Origin of the sequence: Methylobacterium phyllosphaerae (assembly GCF_001936175.1) — a bacterium.
Classification (GTDB): Bacteria; Pseudomonadota; Alphaproteobacteria; order Rhizobiales; family Beijerinckiaceae; genus Methylobacterium; species Methylobacterium fujisawaense.
In genome coordinates, this window is sequence record NZ_CP015367.1 from 4,304,131 (window position 1) to 4,327,289 (window position 23,159).

Sequence of the window (23,159 nt, forward strand, 5' to 3'; positions counted from 1 at the left end):
TGTGCCACCGTCAGCGCGGGTGGCCCGCGGCCGGGTCGCCGCGCCCGCGCTGACGGCCGCCCCGCCTCCGCGCCTCCGCCCTACGGCGCCTTCAGAACCGCCCGGCAGGCGTTGGGGAGCGCGGCCATGGTCATGGCGGGCTTGGGCTTCGGCGGCACCTTCGGGGGCTTCGGATGCAGCACCGCATCCGAGAACCAGTAGCTGAGGTCGTCGCAGCCGTCGCCCGGCGGCGGCGCGCCCTGCGGCTGGCAATCCTCCTGGCCGGCCGGACAGGCGAGCCGGATATGGTAGTGGTAATTGTGCCCGTACATCGGGCGCACCTTGGACATCCAGCGGCTGCCCGCGGCGTCGCGGCACAGCGCCTTCTTGATCGCCGCGTTGACGAAGATGCGCTCCACCTCCGGCTGCTCGGCGGTGACCTTGATCAGTTGCAGGTGCGTCGGCGTCCAGACCTCCGGATCGATGTCGAGGCGGTCGCGGCGGACCATGTCGGTGGCCGAGGTCTCCTCGCGCTCCGCCCGGCTCATGCGGTGGTCGGGCATCGGCGTCAGCCAGACATCGGCGTCGATGCCGATCTGGTGCGAGGCGTGGCCGGTGATCATCGGGCCGCCCCGGGGCTGGGCCATGTCGCCCACGAGGAGGCCGGGCCAGCCGACCCGGGCCGCCTTCTGCGACAGGCGCTCGATGAAATCGACGAGGTAGGGCGTGCCCCACATCCGGTTGCGGGACGGGCGCATGACCTGCCAGTTCGGACCGTCCAGCGGCAGCGCCTCACCCCCGGAGAAGCAGCCCTTGGCATAGAAGCCGTAGATGTGCGCCGGCCCGGAGGCCGCCTTGGTGACGCGCCCGAACAGCGCCTTGGCGGGCGTCGAGGGCGCGTCCGGATGCTCCAGGGGCGGCAGGGGCTTCGGATTGACGCTGCCGCGATCCTGGGCCTGCGCGGCGGCGGGCAGGAGCAGGGCGGCGAGCGCGAGGCTCGGGGCGAAACGCGGCATCGGCATGCGGGGGCTGTTCGTCCGGCTGGAGGGGGCGGGCGCGGGCGGCCCCCCCGAACCTCGCCCAGGGGCGGGGCGTTTTTCGGGCAGACAGCCCGCCGCGTCACGCGAAACGGTCGGGCGGATCCACCGCGACGACCCGGCGGCGCCCTAGCGGATGGGGCGGGTCACCGGTCCGCACCAGCCGGGCAGGTAGTCGGCGTCCTTGGATTTCGCCAGCGCCATCGCCCGCTCCAGAGCGGAGGAGAAGTCGCCCTCGATCCGCTTCTCCTTGATGTTCCGCCGCAGGAAGTCGGCCCACAGGAACTCGCTGAACGGGGTGGTATCCTTCGCGAAGCCGCCGGCCCGGCGCAGCTCGCCGGCGAGGCTGCGGTAGGGATCGTCCGCCAGGGCATCGACCGATTTCGGGATGTCCTTGAAGTGCTGGCGCACGCCCTCGGCATCGTAGGGATGCGCCCAGGATTTGTGGTCGCACACCGTCCAGAAGGCGTCCTTGTCGAGGTAGTGCAGGTCGGCCACCACGGTGACGAGCACGCTCTCGACCCCCTCCTCGTGCAGGGCGCGGGAGAGGTGGTGATGATCGATGATGTAATGGCGCTTCTTCGGCCCGAGCAGCGTCGGGATCATATGGGCGCCGAGGAACTCCTCCTTCTTCTCGCCGTCGTATTCCCGCCAGCGCCGCCGCTTCTCCGCCACTTCACGGTAGCCCACCGTCATCTGCGTCGGGCGCAGCTCGGCGATCGGGATTGTTCTGAGCAGCGGCTCTCGGGTGGCCATGGGATCTCCTGACTGCGGGATTTTGTCACGCGCACGTCACAAGCTATTCGGGACCGGCAGATCGGACAGGGCGCGACGCGCTCACGATTCCGGCATCGCGCGCACGGCTTCGAGGACGAAGACCCGGATCGCCGAAGACAGGTTCTGTCCGTCGCGCCCGGCATCGATCGCGCCGATGAGGGCCTGGACGGACTGGCCCCGCGCCTCCGCGATCTCCCGCAGCGCCGCCCAGAACGGATCCTCCAGGGACACGCTGGTGCGGTGGCCGGCGATCATCACGGAGTGCTTGGTGAGGCCGGCGCTCACGGGAGGCGGATCATGCGTTCGGGTCGGAATCCGGCTCGTGCCGCGCGAGGCGATGGCCCTCGTGGCGCTCGGTCTCGAGGGCCTTGCGCCGCTGCTGGAGGGTCTTGGCCTTCTTCGGCTGGCCGAAGGCGATCCGGTTGGCCTCGGCCTTCGTGTCGGCCTCGGCACGGGCCTTCGCCTTGCGGATCTGGCGCAGATTGATGATCTCGGCCACGGATCGCCTCCCGTAACCGGCGCGGGAGGCTCCGCGCCGGGACGTCACACAACAATCAGTCGGCGCTCGGCGCCAGCATCGTCTCCGGCCGGACCACGCGCTCGAACTCCGCCTCGGTGACGTAGCCGAGGCGCAGGGCCTCCTGCTTGAGGGTGGTGCCGTTCTTGTGCGCGGTCTTGGCGATCTCGGCGGCCTTGTCGTAGCCGATCGAGGGGGCGAGCGCGGTCACCAGCATGAGCGAGCGGCTCATCAGGTCGGCGATCTTGTCCTCGTTGGCCTTGATGCCGACGACGCAATTGTCGGTGAAGCTCACCGCCGCGTCGGCGAGCAGCCGCACCGATTGCAGCACCGCGTTGGCGATCACCGGCTTGAAGACGTTGAGTTCGAAATTGCCCTGGCTGCCGGCGAAGCTCACCGTCGTGCCGTTGCCGATCACCTGGGCGCAGACCATGGTCAGCGCCTCGCACTGGGTCGGGTTGACCTTGCCGGGCATGATCGAGGAGCCGGGCTCGTTCTCAGGGAGCGACAATTCGCCGAGGCCGGAGCGCGGGCCCGAGCCGAGGAAGCGGATGTCCTGGGCGATCTTGAACAGGCCGGCGGCGAGGGCCGCGAGCGCGCCCTGCGTGAACACCAGCGCGTCGTGGGTGGCCAGCGCCTCGAACTTGTTCTCGGCGGAGGTGAAGGGCAGCCCGGTCAGCTCCGCGACCTTGGCGGCGAAGCGGTCGGCGAATTCCGGATGGGCGTTGAGCCCGGTGCCGACCGCGGTGCCGCCCTGGGCGAGTGCCAGAACCCCCGGCAGGGTCGCGGCGACCCGCGAGCCGCCGAGCGCCACCTGGGCGGCGTAGCCGGAGAATTCCTGGCCCAGCGAGACCGGCGTCGCGTCCTGCAGGTGGGTGCGGCCGATCTTGACGATCGACGCGAACGCCTTGGCCTTGGCGTCGAGCGCGCCGTGCAGGTGGGAGAGCGCCGGCAGCAGGCGTCCCTGGATCTCGCGGGCCACCGCGATGTGCATGGCGGTGGGGAAGGTGTCGTTGGAGGACTGGCCGCGGTTGCAATGGTCGTTCGGGTGGACCGGGGACTTGCCGCCGCGCTGGCCGCCCAGCCGCTCGTTGGCGAGGCTCGCGATCACCTCGTTGGCGTTCATGTTCGACTGCGTGCCCGAGCCGGTCTGGTAGATGACCAGGGGGAACTCGTCGTCGTGGCGGCCCTCCACTACCTCGGCGGCCGAGGCCGCGATGGCGTCGGCGAGCGTCGCGTCGAGGGCGCCGAGATCCTTGTTCACCAGGGCGGCAGCCTGCTTCACCACCCCGAGGGCGTGGACGAGGGGCGCCGGCATCCGGTCGGTGCCGATCTTGAAGTTCTGGATCGAGCGCTGCGTCTGCGCGCCCCAGTAGCGATGCGCCGGAACCTCGATCGGCCCGAAGGTGTCGGACTCGGTGCGGGTGGCGGTCTCGGTGGGCGACATCGTGGCCTCTACGTCTGGTGCCGTGCGGTGCCTACTTAAATGAGGCGCGGGTGAATCGCGATGCCGGTTTTCCCGGCACCCCGACAAGAGCGAAGCTCTGTTCCCGCCGGACAAGGAGCCGATGAGCGCGACGATCGATCTGTCCGAACCCGCCGCCCGGTTCCGCCCCGTCGTGCCGCCGCCGCTGAAGGCGCCGCTCGGCCTGTTCGACTTCCTGCGGGCGGCCCGGAAGAATCCGATCACCACCTGGATGGACGCGCATTTCAAGCTGCCGGTGGTGGCGGCCGAGGGCGCGATGGGCCGGATCACCCTGGTGAGCGACCCGGCGCTGATCCGCTACCTGCTCATCGAGAACGCCGACGGCTACCGCAAGGACGACCTGCAGCGGCGTGTCCTCGCCCCGGGGCTCGGCAACGGTCTGCTCAGCGCCGAGGGCGACGAGTGGCGCCTCCAGCGCCGGACGCTGGCGCCGATCTTCAACGCCCGCACGGTCCAGGGCTTTTCGGAGGCGATGAACGCCGCCGGCGCCCGTCTCGGCCGCCGCCTCGTCCGCCGCGACGGCAAGCAGGTCGATGTGGCCCTTGAGATGACCCGCGTCACGCTCGACGTGCTGGAGCGGACGATCTTCACGCAAGGCCTGCCGAGCGATCCCGATGCCCTCGGCCGTGCGATCACGCGCTTCCTGGAAGCGGTCGGGCCGATCGACCCCCTCGACGTGTTCGGCGTGCCCGATTTCGTGCCGCGGATCGGCCGCCTGCGGGCCCGTCCGGCGGGCCGCTTCTTCGCCGAGGTGGTCGATGAGCTCATCGCCCGCCGCAAGGCGCTGATGGCGCGGGGGGAGGCGCCCCGGGACCTGCTGACCCTGCTGCTCGAAGCGCAGGATCCCGAGACCGGCAACGGGCTCTCGGATCTCGCCGTGAAGGCCAACATCGTCACCTTCATCGCCGCCGGGCACGAGACCACGGCCAATTCCCTGACCTGGACGCTCTACTGCCTGTCGCAGGATCCGGCCGCCCAGGCGCAGATCGAGGCCGAGGTCGACGCCGCCGGGCCGGGGGATTTTTCCGCGGAGCGTCTGCCGTTCACCCGGGCGGCGATCGAGGAGGCCATGCGCCTGTTCCCGCCGGTGCCGTTCCTCAGCCGTCAGGCGATCCGGGACGACCGGCTCGGCCGGATCAAGGTGCCGCGGGGCTCGCTGGTCATGGTGGCGCCCTGGGTGCTCCACCGCCATCATCTGCTGTGGGAGGATCCGGAGGCCTTCGTGCCGGAGCGGTTCCTGCCCGAGAACCGCGACACGATTCCGCGCTTCGCCTATCTGCCGTTCGGGGCGGGGCCGCGGGTCTGCATCGGCCAGAGCTTCTCGATTCAGGAGGCCGTGATCGTGCTGGCGCATGTGGTGCGGGCGGTGCGCTTCCGGCTGCCGGCGGATCATCCGCCGGTGACGCCGCTCCACCGGGTGACGCTGCGGCCGGAGCACGGCTTGCGCATGGACGCGGTGGCGCGGGGCTAGGCCGGGCCCGGTCACCGTGCCGCGGTGCAGGCCGGCGCCGTGCAGCAGGACGGCCGGAAGGGACGGGCGACCGAATCTGATCGACGGTCTCGAGGGTCGCGGATCGCCTGGCGATCGGGCGCGGGCTCCCCGCAGCCGCCGACAGCATCGACGGCGCGACCGTGTCGTCCCCCGTACGACGCCCGGCCGTCGATCCGGCCCGGGAGACGCTCAGCTCTTCTTGCGGAAGGCGTCCAGGCTCACGACCTCGGCGCTACCCTCCTCGCCCTCCTTCTTGGCGGCGGGGCGGGGGGCCTTGTCGTCGGACTTGCCGGCGGCTTTCTCGCCCTGAGCGGCGGGAGCGGGCAGCCCCTTCGGCGCACCGGAGCCGATCGTGGCGAGACCGGCGCTCTTGGGCCGCACCTCGCCGGGTTCCGAACCGGCCCCGCGCGGGCCGGGCTTGGCCGCCGGGGCGGCGTTCGCCTCCTCGGGGGTTTCGCCGGCTTCGCTGAGATCGAACTTCAGGCCGAACTGCACGGAGGGATCGAAGAAGCCCGACAGGGCGTCGAACGGCACCAGCAGCCGCTCCGGCACCCCCGAGAAGGACAGGCCGACTTCGAAGGCGTGCTCGGTGACGTTGAGGTCCCAGAACTGGTGCTGCAGGACGATCGTCATGTCCTGCGGGTACTTCTCCCGCAGGGCCTGCGAGATCCGCACGCCGGGCGCTTCCGTCCGGAACGAGACGTAGAAGTGATGCTCGCCCATCAGGCCCTCGCGGGCCGCGTCGGTCAGCACCTTGCGGACCACGCCGCGCAGGGCGTCCTGTACCAGTAGATCGTAGCGGATGAGGTCGTCTGCCATCTGCGGTTGCGCTCTCGCCCGGTCTGCCCGGCGCCCCGCCGCGGATGGCTGGACCGAGGATTGGAAGTGGAGGCTTCTGTTGCCAGGTGCCTCCGAACCCCGCCTATGCGGTGCTACCCGCTAGGACTTTAGGTCGGTATTGGGGACCGCTTACGCGGCCACCGCCACCGGAGCAAAGTTGTCGTTGGCAACTATTGCAAAGGCCCGATAACGGCGGAACCATGCCGAGCGAAAGTCCAACCTTTACGCCCTCGTCGATCCTATTTCGCCCCCGCCAAAGCCCAGGCTAAGATCACGCGCCTTGCGGCAGCATGTCCTGGGCTCGGGTGGAGGCGCCGGGTACCGCCCCCGGGTCCGATAGGTTTATTGCGAAGAACGTTTATCGCCATAGCCGGCCTCGCGACCGGCTCCCAAGATATAGAGGGGATCGGTCCGGTTTTGAAGCCCGATCGTGTCGCGCCGCTGTCTCATTTGGAGCCTCCGGGTGAGGCTGTTGCCGGAAGCGCGCAGTCGTCTTCCGGCGCGGTGGCCGACGCCCCTCGTCCCGGCATCTGGTCGGCGGCCTGGCATCTCGGCGGGCTGGTCGCGCTCGTCGTCTTCTATCTCGGCGCCGCGAGCCTGCTCGCGCTGGCGGTCGTGCGCGTCGGGTTCGATCTGTGGAGCGGGATCGATCCGTTCCTGCCGCCGGAGCGGCGCCCGTTCCTCGGTGCGGTGGAGCTGACCCACCGTGCCTTCGCCACGGACGTCCTGCGTCAGGTGTTCCTCGCCGTTCTGGTGGTGGGTGCGGCCTGGTGGCGCGACCGGACCGGCTGGCGCCGCCGCCTCGCCCTCGACCGCGAGCGCCCGAACGGGATGCGGCCCGTCGCCCTGCTGGGGCTCCTCCTCGTCTGGCCGGTTCTGCACATCGCCTGGGTCACCGGCACCGCGGAACTGTTCGGTGCCAGCTTCGGCCAGCACGTGCGGCTGTCCCCGTTCATGAGCCAGGCCGCGGTGGCGGCGTGGCTCGCCTATCTGGCGATCCTGGCGCCCGTGGCCGAGGAGCTGCTGCTGCGCGGCGAGGCCTTCGCCCGTGCCCGGGCGGTGCTGGGGCCGGCGGGGGCGATCCTGGTCACGGCGGTCATCTTCGCCGCCGCCCACATCTCCTCCTGGGGGCTCGCCCGGCCGGTCTCCCTGCTGCCGCTCGCCCTGGCGCTCGGCTGGCTGCGCTGGCGGACCGGCCGGCTCTGGCCCGGGATCGCCCTGCACGGCTGGTCGAACCTCGCCCTCGTAACCTACCTGCTCTGGCCGGCCTGACCGCCAGCTGGTGACGGCGGTGGACAGATGTCGGCGGCGCGCTTGCCCGCCGTCGCGTCGGCGCGCAGGAATGACCGATGGACGCTTATCAGGACCTGCTCCGGCGCATCCTCGACGAGGGCGTGGCCAAGGACGACCGCACCGGCACCGGCACGCTCTCGGTGTTCGGCCACCAGATGCGCTTCGACCTGTCGGCCGGCTTCCCGCTGGTCACCACGAAGCGGCTGCACCTGCGCTCGATCATCCACGAGCTGCTCTGGTTCCTGACGGGCGATACCAACGTGGCCGCGCTCCAAGCCAACGGCGTGACGATCTGGGACGAGTGGGCCGACGCGCACGGCGATCTCGGGCCGGTCTACGGCAAGCAGTGGCGCTCCTGGGAGAAGCCCGGCGGCGGCACCGTCGACCAGATCGCCTGGGTGCTCGACGAGATCCGGCGCAACCCCGATTCCCGCCGCCTGATCGTCTCGGCCTGGAACCCGGCCGACCTCGACCGGATGGCGCTCGCCCCCTGCCACTGCCTGTTCCAGTTCTACGTGAGCGAGGGGCGGCTCTCCTGCCAGCTCTACCAGCGCTCGGCGGACGCCTTCCTCGGCGTGCCCTTCAACATCGCGAGCTACGCCCTGCTGACCCACATGATCGCCCAGGTGACCGGCCTCGGGGTCGGCGACTTCGTCCACACCTTCGGCGACGCGCATCTCTACCGGAATCACCTGGAGCAGACCCGGACCCTGCTGGGCCGGACCCCGCGCCCGCTGCCGCAGCTGCGGCTCAACCCGGAGGTCCGCGACCTCTTCGCCTTCCGGTACGAGGACATCGCCATTGCGGGCTACGAGCCGCACCCGGCCATCGCGGCCCCGGTGGCGGTATGAGCCCGATCGTCTCCCTGGTCGCCGCGGTCGCCCGCAACGGCGTGATCGGCCGCGACAACGGCCTCGCCTGGCATCTCTCCAGCGACCTGAAGCGCTTCAAGGCCCTGACCATGGGCAAGCCGATGCTGATGGGCCGGCGGACCTGGGATTCGATCGGCCGTCCCCTGCCGGGGCGTCGCACCCTGGTGCTCACCCGGGATGCCGGCTTCCGCGCCGAGGGGGTCGAGACCGTCCATGACTGGCCCTCCGCGCTGGCGGCCGCCGCCGGGGCGGAGCTGATGGTGGTGGGCGGGGCCGAGATCTATGCGCTCGCACTCCCGCAGGCCGACCGGCTCCATCTCACCGAGGTCGAGGCCGAGCCCGAGGGCGACGTGCGCTTCCCGGCCTTCGACCGCGGTCGCTTCCGGGAGACGCTCCGCGAGGCGCATCCGGCGGGACCCCGGGACGAGCACGCCTTCGCGTTCGTCGATTGGGAGCGCGTCCGCTGAGGCGCGCCGCCGCAATTGCGTTCCATGCCGCGCATGCCCACCTGCCAGCCTTGACAGCACGGGGCGCGCGCCCGCAGGTGCCTGTCGGGTGCGCGTGCTCACGCCGGGCCTGCGCATCCTGCGGGAAGATGCGTGCGTGCAGGCTCTTAAGGCTTGAGGCCGGATGCGGTCGCCTCGCGATCGATCCGGATGGCCGGGACTAGGCGGGCGAGCGTGGCCGTTCAGGCAGGGGGCGCCGGCCGGGGTATGGGCCGGGCGCGGACAGGCAGGAGACGACGTCTAGGATGCCTTGGAGCAATCAGAGCGGCGGCGGGGGCCCGTGGGGCCGGCCCGGCGGCAACGGCGGCGGTCCCTGGGGTGGTGGCGGCGGCGGCGGCAAGACGCCGCCGAATCTTGAGGACCTGCTCCGGCGCGGGCAGGACCGCCTGCGCGGTCTGATCCCGGGCGGCGGTGGCGGCTCGGGCGGCTACGGGGGCGGCGGGGCGCAGGGTGTCGGCGGCGGCCGCAGCGCGGCGGTGATCGCCGTGCTCGCCGTCGCGATCTGGCTCGCCACCGGCTTCTACACCGTCTACCCCCGTCAGGTCGGCATCGAGACGATCTTCGGCCGCTATGTCGGCACCAAGGGCGAGGGCCTGCGCTACAACTTCCCCTATCCGATCGGCGGGGTTGTGAAGCCGGATGTCGGCTCCCAGAACTCGATCCAGATCGGTTTCCGCGCCGGTCCGAACGGCCAGGGCCGCACCCGCGACGTGCCGGACGAGAGCCTGATGCTCACCGGCGACGAGAACATCGTCGATCTCGATTTCGAGGTGCAGTGGCGGGTCAACCCGCTGAAGGCCTCCGACTTCGTGTTCAACCTCCAGAACCCGGAAGGCACCATCAAGGCGATCTCCGAGAGCGCGATGCGCGAGGTGATCGGCCGCCGCAACATCCAGGCGATCCTCACCAACGAGCAGTCGAGCATCGCCCAGGAGGTGAAGGAGATGGTCCAGAAGGCGCTCGACGAGTACGGCGCCGGCGTGCGCATCGAGGTGGTGCAGCTCGTCTCGGTCAATCCGCCGCCGGAGGTGCGCCCCGCCTTCATCGACGTGAACGCGGCCCAGCAGGACGCCGACACGGCGCAGAACGAGGCCAAGACCTACGCGAGCCGCGAAGTGCCGCAGGCCCGCGGCAAGGCGTCCCAGATCGTCCAGCAGGCCGAGGCCTACCGGACCAAGGCGACCGCCGACGCCACCGGCCAGGCGGCCCGCTTCAGCGAGGTCTACGCCTCCTACAAGGCCGCCCCGGCGATCAGCCGCGAGCGGATCTTCCTGGAGACGATGGAAAAGGTACTGGGGTCCGTGAACAAGGTGATCATCGACCAGAACGGGACGCAGCCCGGGGCGGCGACCGCCGCCGGCGTGCTGCCGGTGCTGCCGCTCTCCGAGTTCGGCGCCCGCGCCCAGACCCAGACGGGAGCCGCCCGATGAAGCAGGCTCTCCGCACCGGCCTGATCGCGATCGCGGCGATCGTCGCGATCGGCCTCTACGCGTCGATCTTTACCGTCGGCCAGATGCAGCAGGCCCTGGTCCTGCAGTTCGGCCGCGTCCGCGCCGTCCTCAACGCCACCGGCGAGGAGAAGCCCGGCCTGTACTTCAAGATCCCGTTCATGGAGAACGTGGTCCTGTTCGACAAGCGCGTGCTCGACCTCGACCTGCCGGTGCAGACGGTGCTCACCGCCGACCGGCAGAACCTGGAGGTGGACGCCTTCGCCCGCTACCGGATCCTCGACCCGCTCCGCTTCTACCAGGCGGTGGGCAATATCGGGCTCGCCAACCAGCGGCTCGCGAGCTTCACCAATTCCGGCCTGCGCAACGTGCTCGCCCGCTCGACCCGCGACGCCATCGTGAAGACCGACCGCGGCCAGCTGATGCACCAGATCCAGGAGGACGTGAACCGGCAGGCCAAGGCGCTGGGCATCGAGATCGTCGACCTGCGCATGACCCGCGTCGATCTGCCCGCGCAGAACTCGGCCGCCGTCTACCGGCGGATGAAAACCGAGCGCGAGCGCGAGGCCGCCGACATCCGCGCCAACGGCGACCAGATCGCCGCCACGATCCGCGCCAAGGCCGACCGCGAGGTCACGGTGATCCTCGCCGACGCGACGCAGACCTCCGAGCAGCTGCGCGGACAGGGTGACGCGGACAAGAACCGCATCCTCGCCGAGGCGTTCGGCAAGGATGCGGACTTCTTCAGCTTCTACCGCTCGATGCAGGCCTACGAGAGCGGGCTGAAGGGACCCGACACCCGTCTGGTGATCAGCCCGACTTCGGACTTCTTCCGGTACTTCAGCGACCCGCAGGGCCGGCCCCCGGCCCCGGCGGCCCGCGGGCCGCGCGGACCGGCCGATCCGAGCGCCGCCACCGGGTCCACCACCGGGTCCGCGGCCGGGACGGCACGCTGATCGGGATGCGAGTTGGCGCCCCGGCGTCCGGAGACTACCTTGCAGGAAAACCCGCGGGCCCCCGATCATCGGTCGAGGCCCGCGGCGCCGGAAACGCGTTCTTGAAGAGGTCGACCATGCACCCCGTCGCGAGCGCCCCCGTGGCGCCCTTCGGCCGCGCCACCGCGCAGCCCCGTTCCCGCGCCCGCGCGCTGATGGCCTCGATCCTGATCGGCGCCTCCGTAGCCGCGGCCGCCCTGCCGGTTCCCGCCCTCGCCAAGGGGCCGGCCTCGCTCGCGGATCTCGCCGAGCAGGTCACCGACGCGGTGGTCAACATCTCCGCCTCCACCACCGTGGAGGCCCGCGGCGGCCGCGCCATGCCGCAGGTCCCCCCGGGCACCCCGTTCGAGGACCTGTTCGAGGAGTTCTTCAACCGGCGCGGCGGCCGAGGCGGCGGCGGCGGTGGTGACGGCGAGGCGCCGCGCGCGCAGCGCAAGTCCAATTCCCTGGGCTCCGGCTTCATCATCGACGCCGCCGGCCTCGTGGTGACGAACAACCACGTCATTGGCGACGCCAACGACATCCAGGTCATCCTGCACGACGGCACCAAGCTCAAGGCCGAGATCGTCGGCAAGGATTCGAAGATCGATCTCGCGGTCCTGCGGGTGAAGCCCCCGGCCGATCACCCGCTGAAGGCGGTGCCGTTCGGCGATTCGGACAAGATGCGCCCGGGCGACTGGGTCATCGCCATCGGCAATCCGTTCGGGCTCGGCGGCTCGGTCTCGGCCGGCATCGTCTCGGCCCGGGGCCGTAACATCGAGTCCGGACCCTACGACAACTACATTCAGACCGACGCGGCCATCAACAAGGGCAATTCCGGCGGTCCGCTGTTCAACATGGACGGCGAGGTGATCGGCATCAACACGGCGATCCTGTCGCCGACCGGCGGCTCGGTGGGCATCGGCTTCGCGGTCCCGTCGGGTACGGCCAAGCCCGTGATCGATCAGCTCCGCGATTTCGGCGAGGTCCGCCGCGGCTGGCTCGGCGTCCGCATCCAGAACGTCGACGACACCACCGCCGAGGCGCTCAACCTCAAGGGCGGGGCGCGGGGCGCCCTGGTGGCCGGCGTCGACGAGAAGGGTCCGGCCAAGACCGCCGGGATCGAGGTCGGCGACGTGATCCTGAAGTTCAACGGTGCGCCGGTGAAGGCCTCCGGCGACCTGCCGCGGATCGTGGCCTCGACCCCCGTGGGTCAGAAGGTCGACGTGGTCGTGGTCCGCAAGGGCGAGGAGGTGACGAAGCCCGTCACCCTCGGCCGCCTGGAGGACAGCGACAAGCCGCAGCTCGCCAACCTGCGCCAGCCGGAGCCCGAGAGCGCCACCCGGCAGGCGCTGGGCCTCAACCTCTCCGGCATGACCGACGAGCTGCGCAAGAAGTTCTCCATCAAGGACACCGTGAAGGGCGTGGTCGTCACCCGGGTCGACCCGAACTCGACGGCGGCCGACAAGCGGATCCAGCCCGGCGAGGTGATCGTCGAGGTCGGCCAGGAGGCGGTGAGCACCCCGGCGGAGGTGACCAAGCGGATCGACGCTCTGAAGAAGGATGGGCGCAAGTCGGTGCTGCTGCTGGTGGCGAGCGCCACAGGCGACGTCCGTTTCGTGGCCGTCGGGCTGGACTGAGCGCTGTCCCACGCGAGATCGAAGGCCGTCGCTTCGCGAGGAGCGGCGGCCTTCCTGCGTTCAGGACACCCGTGGTGCCGCGGCGCGGCACGCCGGTGCCGCGAGGCGCAGCGGTTCGCGAACCAACCGGAGATCGAGAAGCTCCGCGTATCGACACGCTCTGACATCGCGGCCGCGATGGGCGCCGTCGCCTGCGCGAAGGTCGAGCCGGTGCGCCGGCCAGTCGGTGCGATCGGCGTTCAGGCCCCGGCCGTTCCGGGCGCGGTCCTCGCCCCGACCCGCACCCTTCAGTGAGGGCTCACCCCACGAACTCCGCCGCCGCATAGCCCTGCAGGTACAGGAGCGCGGTGAGGTCGCCGTGCTCGACCCGGACCCGCGCCGCGGCGGCGACCGCGGGCTTCGCGCGGAACGCCACGCCGAGGCCGGCCTCGGTCAGCATGTCGAGATCGTTGGCCCCGTCGCCCACCGCCAGCGTCTCCGCAGGGCCGAGGGACAGCGCCTCACGGAGTTCGATCAGCGCCGCGCGCTTCTCGGCCTTCCCGACGATCGGATCCTCCACGAAACCGGTGAGCCGTCCGTCCGCCACGCCCAACAGGTTGGACCGGTGCTCGTCGAAGCCGATCATCGCCGCGATCGGGCCGGTGAACAGGGTGAAGCCGCCCGAGACCAGGCAGGTGTGGGCGCCGTGCGCCCGCATCGTCCGCACCAGGGTGCGGCCGCCCGGGGTCAGGGTCAGGTGCTCGGCGATCAGCCCGTCGACCGCACCGACCGGGATGTCCTTCAGGAGCGCCACGCGCTCGCGCAGCGCCGGCTCGAAGGCGATCTCCCCGCGCATCGCCCGCTCGGTGATCGTCGCGACATGATCCTTGAGGCCGAGCGTTCCGGCGAGCTCGTCGATGCATTCCTGCTCGATCATGGTGGAATCCATGTCGGCCAGGAACAGGCGCTTGCGTCGGTGCGCGTCGGCGGGGAGCACGGCGAGGTCGATGGGTTCACCGGCGAGGGCCGTCCGCAGCGCGTCGGTGAGGGACGCCGCGGCGGCGGGCTCGCCCGGGACGAGCAGCTCGGCCGCCACCGCGCCGTGCAGGATCCGGGGCTGGTGCTCCGTCCGCAGCACCGCGCGGGCCTCGGCCAGCACCGCATCGGTGATGGACGGCCGATCCGGGTTTGCTATCAGGACCGCGACCAGCATCGTGGAGTTTCACCTTGCCGCCAGACCGGGAGGAAGCCGGGGGGCGCCCGGCGGCGATCCTCATCGCAGGGCCCACCGCGTCGGGCAAGTCGGCGCTGGCCGCCCGGCTGGCGGAGCGTCACGGCGGCGTGGTGATCAACACCGATTCCATGCAGGTCTACGGCGACCTGCGGCGCCTCACCGCCCGGCCCGACCCGGACGAGGAGGCACGGGTGCCCCACCGGCTCTACGGGCATGTCGACGGCGCCGTGAACTATTCCGTGGGGCATTTTTCACGGGATGTGGCGGCGCTGCTGACGACGCTCGGCGGGCAAAGGCCGGTCTTCGTCGGCGGCACGGGCCTGTACTTCCGGGCGCTGGAGCAGGGGTTTTCGGAGCTGCCGCCGGTGCCCGAGGCCGTGCGCGCGCAGGTGCGGGCGGAGGCCGAGGGCCGTCCCACCGAGGCGCTGCACGCCGACCTCGCCCGCCACGATCCCGAGGGCGCCGCCCGCCTGCGCCCGAGCGACCGGATGCGGGTGATGCGGGCCCTGGAGATTTTTCTCGCCACCGGCCGGCCGATCGCGAGCTTCTACGGCGATCCGATACCCGGGCCGCTCGCCGGGTGGGCCCTCGAAAAAATCTTCCTGGCCCCCGACCGCGCCGTGTTGCGCGCCCGCATCGACGCCCGCTTCCGGACCATGATCGCCGAAGGGGCGCTGGACGAGGTCGCCCGCCTGCACAGGCGAACCCTCGACCCGCTGCTGCCGGTGATGCGCGCCCACGGCGTGCCGGGCCTGATCGCGTATCTCGAGGGGGCGATCGGACTCGAGGAGGCGATCGTCCGGGGGCAGGCGGATACCCGGGCCTACGCCAAGCGCCAGTTCACGTGGTTCCGCCACCAGATGGGGGAGGACTGGCGCTGGATGGATCCGGAGGAGGCCGCGGCGGCGCTGTGAGGCTTCCCGCGGGCTCCCTCCCCGTGCGGGTGAGGGAGCCCGGCTTCCGGAGAAGGCAGGGCCTGCACGCGGGGCAGAATCTTCTGCACCGACGCTGTCCTCGCCCGACACCCTCTCCCGCGACGGGGCGAGGGAGGGGGCTTACGGGGCCGTTTCCGACCCCTCCGGACCGCGAGGGGAGCTGCCGCCCTCAGCGCTCCAGCCGGGCCACGAGGCTCGACGTGTCCCAGCGGTTGCCGCCCATGGCCTGAACCTCGGCGTAGAACTGGTCCACCAGCGCCGAGACCGGCAGCTTGGCGCCGTTGCGGCGGGCCTCGTCCAGCAGGATGCCGAGATCCTTGCGCATCCAGTCGACCGCGAAGCCGAAGTCGAACTTGCCCGCGTTCATGGTCTTGCCGCGGTTCTCCATCTGCCAGGAGCCGGCGGCGCCCTTGGAGATCACGTCGAGCACCGCTTCCACGTCGAGGCCGGCGCGCTTGGCGAAGTGGACGCCCTCGGAGAGGCCCTGGACGAGGCCGGCGATGCAGATCTGGTTGACCATCTTGGTGAGCTGGCCGGCGCCCGCCGGGCCCATCAGCCGGCAGGCCCGGGCGAAGGACCCGATCGCGCCCTCGACCTTGGCGTAGGTCGCCGCGTCGCCGCCGCACATCACGGTCAGCACGCCGTTCTCGGCGCCGGCCTGGCCGCCGGAGACCGGCGCGTCGATGAAGCCGAGCCCCTTGGCCTCCGCGGCCGCGGCCAGTTCCCGGGCCACCTCGGCGGAGGCGGTGGTGTGGTCCACGAAGACCGCGCCCGGCGTCATGCCGGCGAGCGCCCCGTCGTCGCCCAGCACGACGCTGCGCAGGTCGTCGTCGTTGCCCACGCAGGCGAAGACGATCTCGGCGCCCTCGGCGGCCTGTCGGGGCGTGGGGGCGAAGGCACCGCCATAGATCTTCACCCAGGCTTCCGCCTTCGGCGTGGTGCGGTTGTAGACGGTGACGTCGTGGCCACCCTTCTTGGCGAGGTGGCCGGCCATCGGCCCGCCCATCACGCCGAGACCCAGGAATGCGACCTTCGCCATGGTTGTCCGCTCCTCGCAGGCCCGGACCGCGCCGGCGCCCTTCCTTCTCCGACGGCGGGCGGCGACGGAGCTCGGCAGCCTGGCCGTGAAGGGGGTCGGGGCCGTGCCGGAGACCCGATGTGACACATTGGGCGTCGTGCCGCCGCCGACGCTGCATCACAGCTCGGATCGCTTGCGTCAACGGCGGACGAATAGGATAACCCGCCCGTGTAGCCCGGGACCACGAAGTCCCAGCCGGAGCCCCCGCGCGTGGCCCCGTGCGCGAGGCGGTCGGTCAGGGAGTGGGACATGGGTACGGCGCTCGGCAGGCATGGGCCATGGGCCCTCGTGGGCGCCCTCGGCGCCGCGGCGCTGGCGATCGTGGCGAGCCAGCGGGGCGAGACCATCAACGCCCTCTGGGTCGTGGTCGCGGCGGTCTGCGTCTACCTGATCGCCTACCGCTACTATTCCCAGTTCATCGCCGACAAGGTGATGCGCCTCGACCCGAAGCGCATGACGCCGGCCGTGCGGCACAATGACGGTCTCGATTACGTCCCCACCAACCGCGGCGTCCTGTTCGGCCACCACTTCGCGGCGATCGCGGGCGCGGGCCCGCTGGTCGGCCCGGTGCTCGCCGCCCAGATGGGCTACCTGCCCGGCATGCTCTGGATCCTGGCCGGCGTGGTCCTCGCCGGCGCCGTGCAGGACTTCATGGTCCTGTTCGTGTCGATGCGTCGGGACGGCCGGTCGCTCGGCGAGCTGATCCGGGCCGAGCTCGGGACGATTCCCGGCATCATCGCGCTGTTCGGCACCTTCCTGATCATGGTGATCCTGCTGGCCGTGCTGGCCCTCATCGTGGTCAAGGCGCTCGCCGAGAGCCCCTGGGGCACCTTCACGGTGATGTCGACGATCCCGATCGCCATGCTGATGGGCGTCTATTCCCGCTATATCCGGCCCGGCAAGATCGGCGAGGTCTCGATCCTGGGCTTCGTCCTGCTGATGCTGGCGATCGTGGCCGGCGGCTCGGTGGCGGCGAGCCCGGTCTGGGGACCGGCCTTCACCTTCACGGGCCCGCAGCTCTGCTGGATGCTGATCGGCTACGGCTTCGTCGCCTCGATCCTGCCGGTCTGGCTGCTGCTCGCTCCGCGCGACTACCTGTCGACCTTCCTCAAGATCGGCACCATCGTCGGGCTGGCGCTCGGCATCGCGGTCGTGGCGCCGCACATGCAGATGCCGGCGGTCACCAAGTTCGTCGACGGCACCGGTCCGGTCTGGGCGGGCAGCCTGTTCCCGTTCCTGTTCATCACCATCGCGTGCGGCGCGGTCTCGGGCTTCCACGCCCTGATCTCGTCGGGCACCACCCCGAAGCTGATCGCCAGCGAGGCCGATGCCCGCTTCATCGGCTACGGCGGCATGCTGATGGAATCCTTCGTGGCGATCATGGCGCTGGTCTCGGCCTGCGTGATCGACCCCGGCGTCTACTTCACCATGAACTCGCCCGCCGCCCTGCTCGGCACCACGCCCGAGACCGCCGCCGCCGCGGTGACCAAGCTCGGCTTCGCCACCACCCCGGAGGTGATCACCCAGACCGCCGCCGATGTCGGCGAGCACACGATCATCTCCCGCGCCGGCGGCGCCCCGACGCTCGCGGTGGGCATGGCCCACATCATCTCGTCGGCCATCGGCGGCAAGGCGATGATGGCCTTCTGGTACCATTTCGCGATCCTGTTCGAGGCGCTGTTCATCCTCACGGCCGTGGACGCGGGCACCCGCGCCTGCCGGTTCATGGTGCAGGATCTGGTCGCGCTGGCGGTGCCGTCGTTCAAGAACACCACGTCGTGGGGGCCGAGCATCGCGGCCACCGCCATCTCGGTGGGGGCCTGGGGCTACTTCCTCTACCAGGGGGTGACCGACCCGCTCGGCGGCATCAACACCCTGTGGCCGCTCTTCGGCATCTCGAACCAGATGCTGGCCGCGGTGGCGCTGACGCTCTGCACGGTGGTGATCTTCAAGATGAAGCGCGAGCGCTACGCGTTCGTGACCATCATCCCGACCGCGTGGCTGTGCATCTGCACCCTCACGGCCGGCTGGCAGAAGATCTTCTCCGCCGATCCGAAGATCGGCTTCCTGGCGCACGCCCAGCGCTACGCGGCCGCCGCCGCGGAGGGCAAGATCCTGGCCCCGGCCAAGAACGCCGACCAGATGAGCCAGATCATCCTCAACGACCGGATCGACGCGGTGCTGGCGGCCCTGTTCATCGGCCTCGTCGTCGCCATCGCGGGCTTCGGCATCGCCGCCTGCCTGAAGGCGTGGCGCGCGGATCGCTGGACCGCCCTGGAAACCGAGCCCCACATGGTCCCGGCGGAGTAGGGGGAGGGCCATGCGGCAGCCGTCGAACCTGCGGGATCGCCTCCGGACGCTGTCCAAATGCGTCTGCGACGGCGCCCGGCTGATGGTGGGGCAGGGGGACTACGCGGCCTATGCCGAGCATGTCCGCCGCACCCATCCGGACCAGGCGCCGATGACCGAGGTGGAGTTCTTCCGCAACCGGGAGAACGCCCGCTTCGGCGTCGGCAACACCGCGGGCTTCCGCTGCTGCTGAACGCGGACCCGATGCGGCCCGGCCGGCGTTCTTCAGGCCGGAGGGCCGCCCCGCCCTCGCGAGACGCGGAGCACCGATGACCGACGAGAGCGTGCAGGCCCCGATCGAGCCCCGGGCCGTCAACATCGCCCATGCCTGGGAGCGGGCCTACTGGGCGCGCCGGTTCATGGTTCCGGTGGAGCAGGTCGAGGCCGCCGTGGCGGCGGTCGGCGACGATCCGGCCCGCGTGGCGGCCCATCTCGGGCGGGACTGGCCGGGCCACGAGCCCGCCACCTGAGCGCTCGTCCTCCACGATCCCGGGCTTAAGCTCGGCCGCATCTTGACTCGGCGGCCACAATATCCGCCATCTCAGGCCCGACGGGAGGTCGGCATGAGCATTTTCCAGGACGCCATCCTTCGGTTTGGCCGCACGATCATGTCGTATGCGGGCGACGCGGTCTTCCTGCAGGCTGCGGTTTCGTCCGCCGCCAACGTCATCGTGGCGGATGGGGACGTGGGCGAGGAGGAGATCGAGTCGGCCATCACCGGCATTCGCGCCAACCCGATCCTCGAGAAGTCGTACGACACGCTGCGCGTCGAGCAGGAGCTCTATGAGGCGATCGCCCGAGCCAAGACCCGGGCCGGGCGCATTGAGAACCTGCGCCACGTCGGCGCCATCGCGGAGCGGCCGATCGAGCAGCGCCAGGACGTGTTCCTGATCGGCGCCGACGTGGCCGATATCGACGGGATCAGCGCGGTCGAGCACAAGGCGCTCGACGAGATCGCCGCCGCGCTGCAGGTCGACAAGTCCGCGCTGCTGCGGTGATCCAGAGGGCGCAGCGCCCGGCGGACGCGGGGACGCTGCGCCGAGATGTCTCGCCAACCCGCCCCCTTATCCTGAGGGGCCGGAGCGCCGCGGAGGCCTCGAAGCAGACCGCCAGTCGGCGCCGCGATCCCTGGCGCCCGCCTTCGAGTCCCGCGACGCGGGCACCGCAGGATGACGGCGCAGCGGGATGCGGGGCATGAGGGGGGGCGACCGCAACCCTGCGGCGATGCGGTCCGGCCCTTGCTTGACCGGACGTGATCGCGAAACAATCCGGGTCTAGCCGGTGAGCCGGTACACAGCGCGGAATTGCCGGCCCGCCGCCGGCCGGCGGAGACCGCATGGGCCTCGTCCTCTACGCCCTCAAGTTCCGGATCACGACCTACGTGCTCGCCGTGCTGATGATGCTCGGCGGCGTCGGCGCGATCCTCGTCACGCCCAAGGACGTGCTGCCGGTCGTCGACATCCCGGTCGTCGTGGTGGTTTGGACCTATACCGGCCTGTCGGCGCCGGAGATGGAACAGCGCATCACGACCTACGCCGAATACGGGATCTCCAATAACGTCAACAGCATCCGACGGATGGAGTCGACGACGCTCCAGGGCACGGCGGTTCAGCGGATCTACTTCGACCCGTCCGTCAGCCTGGATCTCGCCATCGCCCAGGTGGTCTCCTCCACCAACTCGATCCGCGCCGTGATGCCCACCGGCACGCAGCCGCCGGTGATCGTGCGCTACTCCGCCTCCTCGGTGCCGGTGATCCAGCTCGCCCTGACCTCGGCCAAGCAGAGCCTCAACGAGGTCTACGACTACGCCCAGTACCGGATCCGCCAGACCCTCGCGCAGGTCCCGGGCTCGACCCTGCCGTCGCCGTTCGGCGGTGCGCCCCGGCAGATCATGGTCGATCTCGACCTCAACGCCCTCCAGGCGCTCGGCCTGACGCCGCTCGACGTCACCAACGCCATGACGGCCCAGAACCTGACGGTGCCGTCCGGCCTCGCCAAGATCGGCGAGCAGCAATATCCGGTCCAGCTCAACGGCACCCCGCCCTCGATCGAGACCCTGAACCTCGCGCCGATCAAGGTTGTGGCCGGCCAGCCCGTGCTGATGCGCGACGTCGCCTATGTCCGCGACGGCGGCCCGCCGCAGGTCAACGTGGTCAGCGCCGACGGCCAGCAGGCCGTGCTGATGCAGATCATCAAGAACGGCAACGCCTCGACGCTGAACGTCGTCAACAACGTCAAGGCGGCGATGCCGACGATCCGCGCCGCCGCCCCCGACGGCCTGTCGATCAAGCCGCTGTTCGACCAGTCGGTCTTCGTGTCGAACGCCATCGAGGGCGTGCTGCACGAGGCGCTGACCGCCGCGGCCCTGACGGGGCTGGCGATCCTGCTGTTCCTCGGCTCCTGGCGCTCGACCATCATCGTGCTGATCTCGATCCCGCTCTGCGTGATGACCTCGCTCGCGGTGCTGGCGGCGCTCGGCGAGACCATCAACGTGATGACGCTGGGCGGCCTCGCCCTGGCGGTGGGCATCCTGGTGGACGACGCCACGGTGGCGATCGAGAACACCTACCGGCTGTTCGAGGAGGGCGAGGAGTTCCGCGAGAGCGTGGTCCACGGCGCCGCCGGCATCGCCAAGCCGGCGCTGATCTCGACGCTCGCGATCTGCGCGGCCTTCACGGCGGTGTTCGCGCTGACCGACACGCCGAAATACCTGTTCACCCCGCAGGCGCTCGCGGTCGTGTTCGCGATGCTGACCTCCTACCTGCTCTCGCGCACCCTGGTGCCGCTGCTGATCGACGTGATCGTGGCGCCGGAATACCGGCAGAAGCACGCCAAGGACCGGGCGGAGCACGAGTCCCCCCGCCGGGGCCGGATCGCCCGGGCCGCCGGTCTCGTCGGCGCCCCCGTGATGCGGCTCGCCGGCTGGATCCATGGCCACTTCGAGCGCGGCTTCGCGCGGTTCCACCGGGGCTATGTCGGCCTGCTCCACGCGGTGCTGCGCCACCGGATCGTCACCGTCGGCGTCGTCGGCGGCGTGCTCGGGCTGACCGGCGTGCTGTTCGCCTTCGTGGGCCAGGATTACTTCCCGCAGATCGAGGCGAGCCAGATGACCCTGCATCTGCGCACCCGCACCGGCATGCGCATCGAGACCGCCCGGCAGGTCTTCGCCGAGGTCGAGGGCACCGTCCGCGAGGTGATCCCGGCGGATGAGATCGATCAGATCCTGCAGAATCTCGGCCTGCCGTCGAACAACTACAACTTCGCGTTCTCGGACGGCTCGTTCGTCTCCTACAATGACGGGCAGATGCTCATCAGCCTGAAGGAGGGGCACGGCCCGGTGGCCGGCTACATGAAGCGCCTGCGCGACGTGCTGATGAAGCGCTTCCCCGACGTGACCGTCTATTTCCAGCCCGCCGACATGATCACCCAGATCCTGAATTTCGGCGTCCTCACGCCGATCGACGTGCAGGTCTCAGGCCGGCACAAGGAGAAGGATCTGGAGGTCGCCCAGCGCATCGTCCAGCGGCTGAAGCACACGAAGGGCCTCGTCGACGTCCACCTGCAGCAGATCGTCAACGCGCCGCAATTCTACGTCGACGTCGACCGGCGCCTCGCCTCCGAACTCGGGCTCACCGAGCAGCAGGTGGCGCAGAACATGAACATCTCGCTGTCGGGCAGCTACCAGGTGACGCCGAACTTCTGGCCCGACCCGAAGACCGGCATCCCCTACCAGCTCTGGGTGCAGACGCCCGAATACCGCAACAGCTCACTCACCGATCTGCGCAACACGCCGATATTCGTGCGGGCGGCCGCCACCTCCGGCTCGGGCCCCGGCGTGCTCACCCTGCTCTCGAGCCTCGCCGACATCCGTCGGACGCCGACGCAGACCATGATCAGCCACGTCAACATCCAGCCGACCTTCGACATCTTCGCCTCGGTGCAGGACCGGGATCTCGGCACGGTGGCCCGCGCGATCGACGCCATCGTCCAGGACGAGCAGAAGAACCTGGAGGCGCCCGACAAGATCGTGGTGCGCGGCCAGATCGAGAACATGCGCTCGGCCTTCTTCCGCCTGGAGATCGGCCTCGGCATCGCGCTGATCGCCGTCTACCTCTTGATGGCGGTGAACTATCAGAGCTGGGGCGACCCGTTCGTGGTGATCGCGGCCCTGCCGATGGCGTTCTGCGGCATCACCTTCGCGCTGTTCGTCACCGGCACGACCTTCTCGATCCCGTCGATCTTCGGGGCGATCATGTCGGTGGGCATCGCCTCGGCGAACTCGATCCTGCTCGTCACCTTCGCCAAGGAGCACCGGGAGGCGACGGGCTGCAGCGCCCTGGAGGCGGCGATCACCGCGGGCGAGACCCGGCTCCGGCCGGTGCTGATGACCGCCTCGGCGATGTTTTTGGGATTGATCCCGATGGCGCTGGGCACCGGCGAGGGCGGCGAGCAGAACGCGGCGCTGGCCCGCGCCGTCATGGGCGGCATCGCCTTCGCGACGCCCGCGACCCTGCTGCTGGTGCCGTTCCTCTACGTGCTGATGCGCGGCGGTCCGGCCCGGCCGGTGCAGGATTACCTGGAGCCGGAGGGGCGACCGGCGGCGGCCTGAGCGCCGGACGCGCGGCTCTCGCCTCCCCCGCGTGGGGAGGCCTTGGAGGTGGGGGTGCAGGCGGCGCCGGGACGCTCGATCCTGCACCTTTCCGAGCCCCACCCCGTAAGGAGG

Annotated in this window: 21 protein-coding genes and 1 other RNA gene; 13 read left to right on the forward strand and 9 right to left on the reverse strand. The window is 70.5% G+C overall.

All coding sequences use genetic code 11. The features are described 5' to 3' along the window. Positions 1-80 precede the first annotated feature (80 nt). From mepA to fumC, 5 genes are all read right to left on the reverse strand, one after another. Positions 81-1,001 carry a penicillin-insensitive murein endopeptidase gene (gene mepA / locus MCBMB27_RS19555; RefSeq protein ID WP_043351108.1) on the reverse strand — a complete coding sequence of 307 codons (921 nt, stop codon included), beginning with the start codon at positions 999-1,001 and terminating at the stop codon, positions 81-83. Between the two features lie 144 nt (positions 1,002-1,145). Then, the gene (locus tag MCBMB27_RS19560) at positions 1,146-1,772 is read right to left on the reverse strand and encodes a ParB-like protein (protein ID WP_043351110.1); all 627 of its coding nucleotides are present in this window, start codon (positions 1,770-1,772) and stop codon (positions 1,146-1,148) included. Between the two features lie 81 nt (positions 1,773-1,853). Then, positions 1,854-2,078 carry a ribbon-helix-helix domain-containing protein gene (locus tag MCBMB27_RS19565; protein ID WP_170861819.1) on the reverse strand — a complete coding sequence of 75 codons (225 nt, stop codon included), beginning with the start codon at positions 2,076-2,078 and terminating at the stop codon, positions 1,854-1,856. A 10-nt stretch (positions 2,079-2,088) separates the two neighbouring features. After that, on the reverse strand, positions 2,089-2,292 hold the full coding sequence (locus tag MCBMB27_RS19570) for a DUF4169 family protein (protein ID WP_043351113.1): 204 nt from the start codon (positions 2,290-2,292) through the stop codon (positions 2,089-2,091). A gap of 55 nt (positions 2,293-2,347) precedes the next feature. Next, a complete protein-coding gene (gene fumC / locus MCBMB27_RS19575) occupies positions 2,348-3,757 on the reverse strand; it encodes a class II fumarate hydratase (protein ID WP_043351115.1) in 1,410 nt (469 codons plus the stop codon). 121 nt (positions 3,758-3,878) lie between these two features. Here fumC and MCBMB27_RS19580 point away from each other — a divergent pair, with 121 nt between their 5' ends. Further along, a complete protein-coding gene (locus tag MCBMB27_RS19580) occupies positions 3,879-5,267 on the forward strand; it encodes a cytochrome P450 (RefSeq protein WP_075381090.1) in 1,389 nt (462 codons plus the stop codon). A 210-nt stretch (positions 5,268-5,477) separates the two neighbouring features. On the opposite strand, the gene MCBMB27_RS19585 is transcribed toward MCBMB27_RS19580, so the two are convergent. Continuing rightward, entirely contained in the window at positions 5,478-6,107 is a 630-nt protein-coding gene (locus MCBMB27_RS19585) for an SspB family protein (RefSeq protein ID WP_043759756.1), read from the reverse strand. A 65-nt stretch (positions 6,108-6,172) separates the two neighbouring features. Continuing rightward, positions 6,173-6,554, reverse strand: a transfer-messenger RNA (tmRNA) gene (gene ssrA / locus MCBMB27_RS19590). A 78-nt stretch (positions 6,555-6,632) separates the two neighbouring features. Here ssrA and MCBMB27_RS19595 point away from each other — a divergent pair. The 6 genes from MCBMB27_RS19595 (at position 6,633) to MCBMB27_RS19620 (ending at position 12,861) form a co-directional block, all read left to right on the forward strand. Next, positions 6,633-7,400, forward strand: a complete 768-nt coding sequence (locus MCBMB27_RS19595) for a CPBP family intramembrane glutamic endopeptidase (RefSeq protein ID WP_236952750.1) — start codon at positions 6,633-6,635, stop codon at positions 7,398-7,400. 77 nt (positions 7,401-7,477) lie between these two features. Beyond that, positions 7,478-8,272 carry a thymidylate synthase gene (locus tag MCBMB27_RS19600; protein WP_043348249.1) on the forward strand — a complete coding sequence of 265 codons (795 nt, stop codon included), beginning with the start codon at positions 7,478-7,480 and terminating at the stop codon, positions 8,270-8,272. Beyond that, complete coding sequence (locus MCBMB27_RS19605; RefSeq protein ID WP_075381091.1) at positions 8,269-8,760, forward strand: dihydrofolate reductase; 492 nt, start codon at positions 8,269-8,271, stop codon at positions 8,758-8,760. The genes MCBMB27_RS19600 and MCBMB27_RS19605 overlap by 4 nt, the downstream gene beginning before the upstream one ends. A gap of 284 nt (positions 8,761-9,044) precedes the next feature. Beyond that, entirely contained in the window at positions 9,045-10,229 is a 1,185-nt protein-coding gene (gene hflK / locus MCBMB27_RS19610) for an FtsH protease activity modulator HflK (protein WP_043348254.1), read from the forward strand. After that, complete coding sequence (hflC, locus tag MCBMB27_RS19615) at positions 10,226-11,203, forward strand: protease modulator HflC (protein ID WP_075381092.1); 978 nt, start codon at positions 10,226-10,228, stop codon at positions 11,201-11,203. The genes hflK and hflC overlap by 4 nt, the downstream gene beginning before the upstream one ends. A 116-nt stretch (positions 11,204-11,319) precedes the next feature. Continuing rightward, the gene (locus tag MCBMB27_RS19620) at positions 11,320-12,861 is read left to right on the forward strand and encodes a DegQ family serine endoprotease (RefSeq protein ID WP_043354872.1); all 1,542 of its coding nucleotides are present in this window, start codon (positions 11,320-11,322) and stop codon (positions 12,859-12,861) included. A gap of 298 nt (positions 12,862-13,159) precedes the next feature. On the opposite strand, the gene serB is transcribed toward MCBMB27_RS19620, so the two are convergent. Continuing rightward, positions 13,160-14,053, reverse strand: coding sequence for a phosphoserine phosphatase SerB (gene serB / locus MCBMB27_RS19625; RefSeq protein WP_075381093.1), 894 nt, complete (start codon positions 14,051-14,053; stop codon positions 13,160-13,162). Between the two features lie 14 nt (positions 14,054-14,067). Here serB and miaA point away from each other — a divergent pair, with 14 nt between their 5' ends. After that, positions 14,068-14,988, forward strand: a complete 921-nt coding sequence (miaA, locus tag MCBMB27_RS19630; protein ID WP_075381094.1) for a tRNA (adenosine(37)-N6)-dimethylallyltransferase MiaA — start codon at positions 14,068-14,070, stop codon at positions 14,986-14,988. A 190-nt stretch (positions 14,989-15,178) separates the two neighbouring features. Here miaA and MCBMB27_RS19635 read toward each other — a convergent pair whose 3' ends face one another. Continuing rightward, positions 15,179-16,048 (reverse strand): NAD(P)-dependent oxidoreductase, encoded by an 870-nt coding sequence (locus MCBMB27_RS19635; RefSeq protein WP_075381095.1) that lies wholly within the window; start codon positions 16,046-16,048, stop codon positions 15,179-15,181. A 288-nt stretch (positions 16,049-16,336) separates the two neighbouring features. Between MCBMB27_RS19635 and MCBMB27_RS19640 the strand changes: the two genes are divergently transcribed. From MCBMB27_RS19640 to MCBMB27_RS19660, 5 genes are all read left to right on the forward strand, one after another. Next, the gene (locus tag MCBMB27_RS19640; RefSeq protein WP_043379307.1) at positions 16,337-18,397 is read left to right on the forward strand and encodes a carbon starvation CstA family protein; all 2,061 of its coding nucleotides are present in this window, start codon (positions 16,337-16,339) and stop codon (positions 18,395-18,397) included. Between the two features lie 10 nt (positions 18,398-18,407). Beyond that, positions 18,408-18,629: a YbdD/YjiX family protein gene (locus tag MCBMB27_RS19645; RefSeq protein WP_043354884.1), complete on the forward strand. Its 222-nt coding sequence runs from the start codon at positions 18,408-18,410 to the stop codon at positions 18,627-18,629. A 76-nt stretch (positions 18,630-18,705) separates the two neighbouring features. Then, positions 18,706-18,906, forward strand: coding sequence for a DUF3606 domain-containing protein (locus MCBMB27_RS19650; RefSeq protein WP_043354886.1), 201 nt, complete (start codon positions 18,706-18,708; stop codon positions 18,904-18,906). Positions 18,907-18,999: 93 nt separating this feature from the next. Then, entirely contained in the window at positions 19,000-19,434 is a 435-nt protein-coding gene (locus MCBMB27_RS19655; protein WP_043354888.1) for a tellurite resistance TerB family protein, read from the forward strand. Positions 19,435-19,772: 338 nt separating this feature from the next. Continuing rightward, entirely contained in the window at positions 19,773-23,045 is a 3,273-nt protein-coding gene (locus MCBMB27_RS19660) for an efflux RND transporter permease subunit (protein ID WP_075381096.1), read from the forward strand. Positions 23,046-23,159 lie beyond the last annotated feature (114 nt).

Bases quoted from the DNA above. Each gene is read 5' to 3' on its own strand.
- hflC (WP_075381092.1), top strand. From the start codon at position 10,226: ATGAAGCAGGCTCTCCGCACCGGCCTGATCGCGATCGCGGCGATCGTC.
- MCBMB27_RS19585 (WP_043759756.1), bottom strand. From the start codon at position 6,107: ATGGCAGACGACCTCATCCGCTACGATCTACTGGTACAGGACGCCCTG.
- MCBMB27_RS19650 (WP_043354886.1), top strand. From the start codon at position 18,706: ATGACCGACGAGAGCGTGCAGGCCCCGATCGAGCCCCGGGCCGTCAAC.
- MCBMB27_RS19635 (WP_075381095.1), bottom strand. From the start codon at position 16,048: ATGGCGAAGGTCGCATTCCTGGGTCTCGGCGTGATGGGCGGGCCGATG.
- MCBMB27_RS19600 (WP_043348249.1), top strand. From the start codon at position 7,478: ATGGACGCTTATCAGGACCTGCTCCGGCGCATCCTCGACGAGGGCGTG.
- MCBMB27_RS19640 (WP_043379307.1), top strand. From the start codon at position 16,337: ATGGGTACGGCGCTCGGCAGGCATGGGCCATGGGCCCTCGTGGGCGCC.
- hflK (WP_043348254.1), top strand. From the start codon at position 9,045: ATGCCTTGGAGCAATCAGAGCGGCGGCGGGGGCCCGTGGGGCCGGCCC.
- MCBMB27_RS19660 (WP_075381096.1), top strand. From the start codon at position 19,773: ATGGGCCTCGTCCTCTACGCCCTCAAGTTCCGGATCACGACCTACGTG.
- MCBMB27_RS19645 (WP_043354884.1), top strand. From the start codon at position 18,408: ATGCGGCAGCCGTCGAACCTGCGGGATCGCCTCCGGACGCTGTCCAAA.
- MCBMB27_RS19580 (WP_075381090.1), top strand. From the start codon at position 3,879: ATGAGCGCGACGATCGATCTGTCCGAACCCGCCGCCCGGTTCCGCCCC.
- MCBMB27_RS19620 (WP_043354872.1), top strand. From the start codon at position 11,320: ATGCACCCCGTCGCGAGCGCCCCCGTGGCGCCCTTCGGCCGCGCCACC.
- mepA (WP_043351108.1), bottom strand. From the start codon at position 1,001: ATGCCGATGCCGCGTTTCGCCCCGAGCCTCGCGCTCGCCGCCCTGCTC.
- MCBMB27_RS19605 (WP_075381091.1), top strand. From the start codon at position 8,269: ATGAGCCCGATCGTCTCCCTGGTCGCCGCGGTCGCCCGCAACGGCGTG.
- fumC (WP_043351115.1), bottom strand. From the start codon at position 3,757: ATGTCGCCCACCGAGACCGCCACCCGCACCGAGTCCGACACCTTCGGG.
- serB (WP_075381093.1), bottom strand. From the start codon at position 14,053: ATGCTGGTCGCGGTCCTGATAGCAAACCCGGATCGGCCGTCCATCACC.
- MCBMB27_RS19655 (WP_043354888.1), top strand. From the start codon at position 19,000: ATGAGCATTTTCCAGGACGCCATCCTTCGGTTTGGCCGCACGATCATG.
- MCBMB27_RS19560 (WP_043351110.1), bottom strand. From the start codon at position 1,772: ATGGCCACCCGAGAGCCGCTGCTCAGAACAATCCCGATCGCCGAGCTG.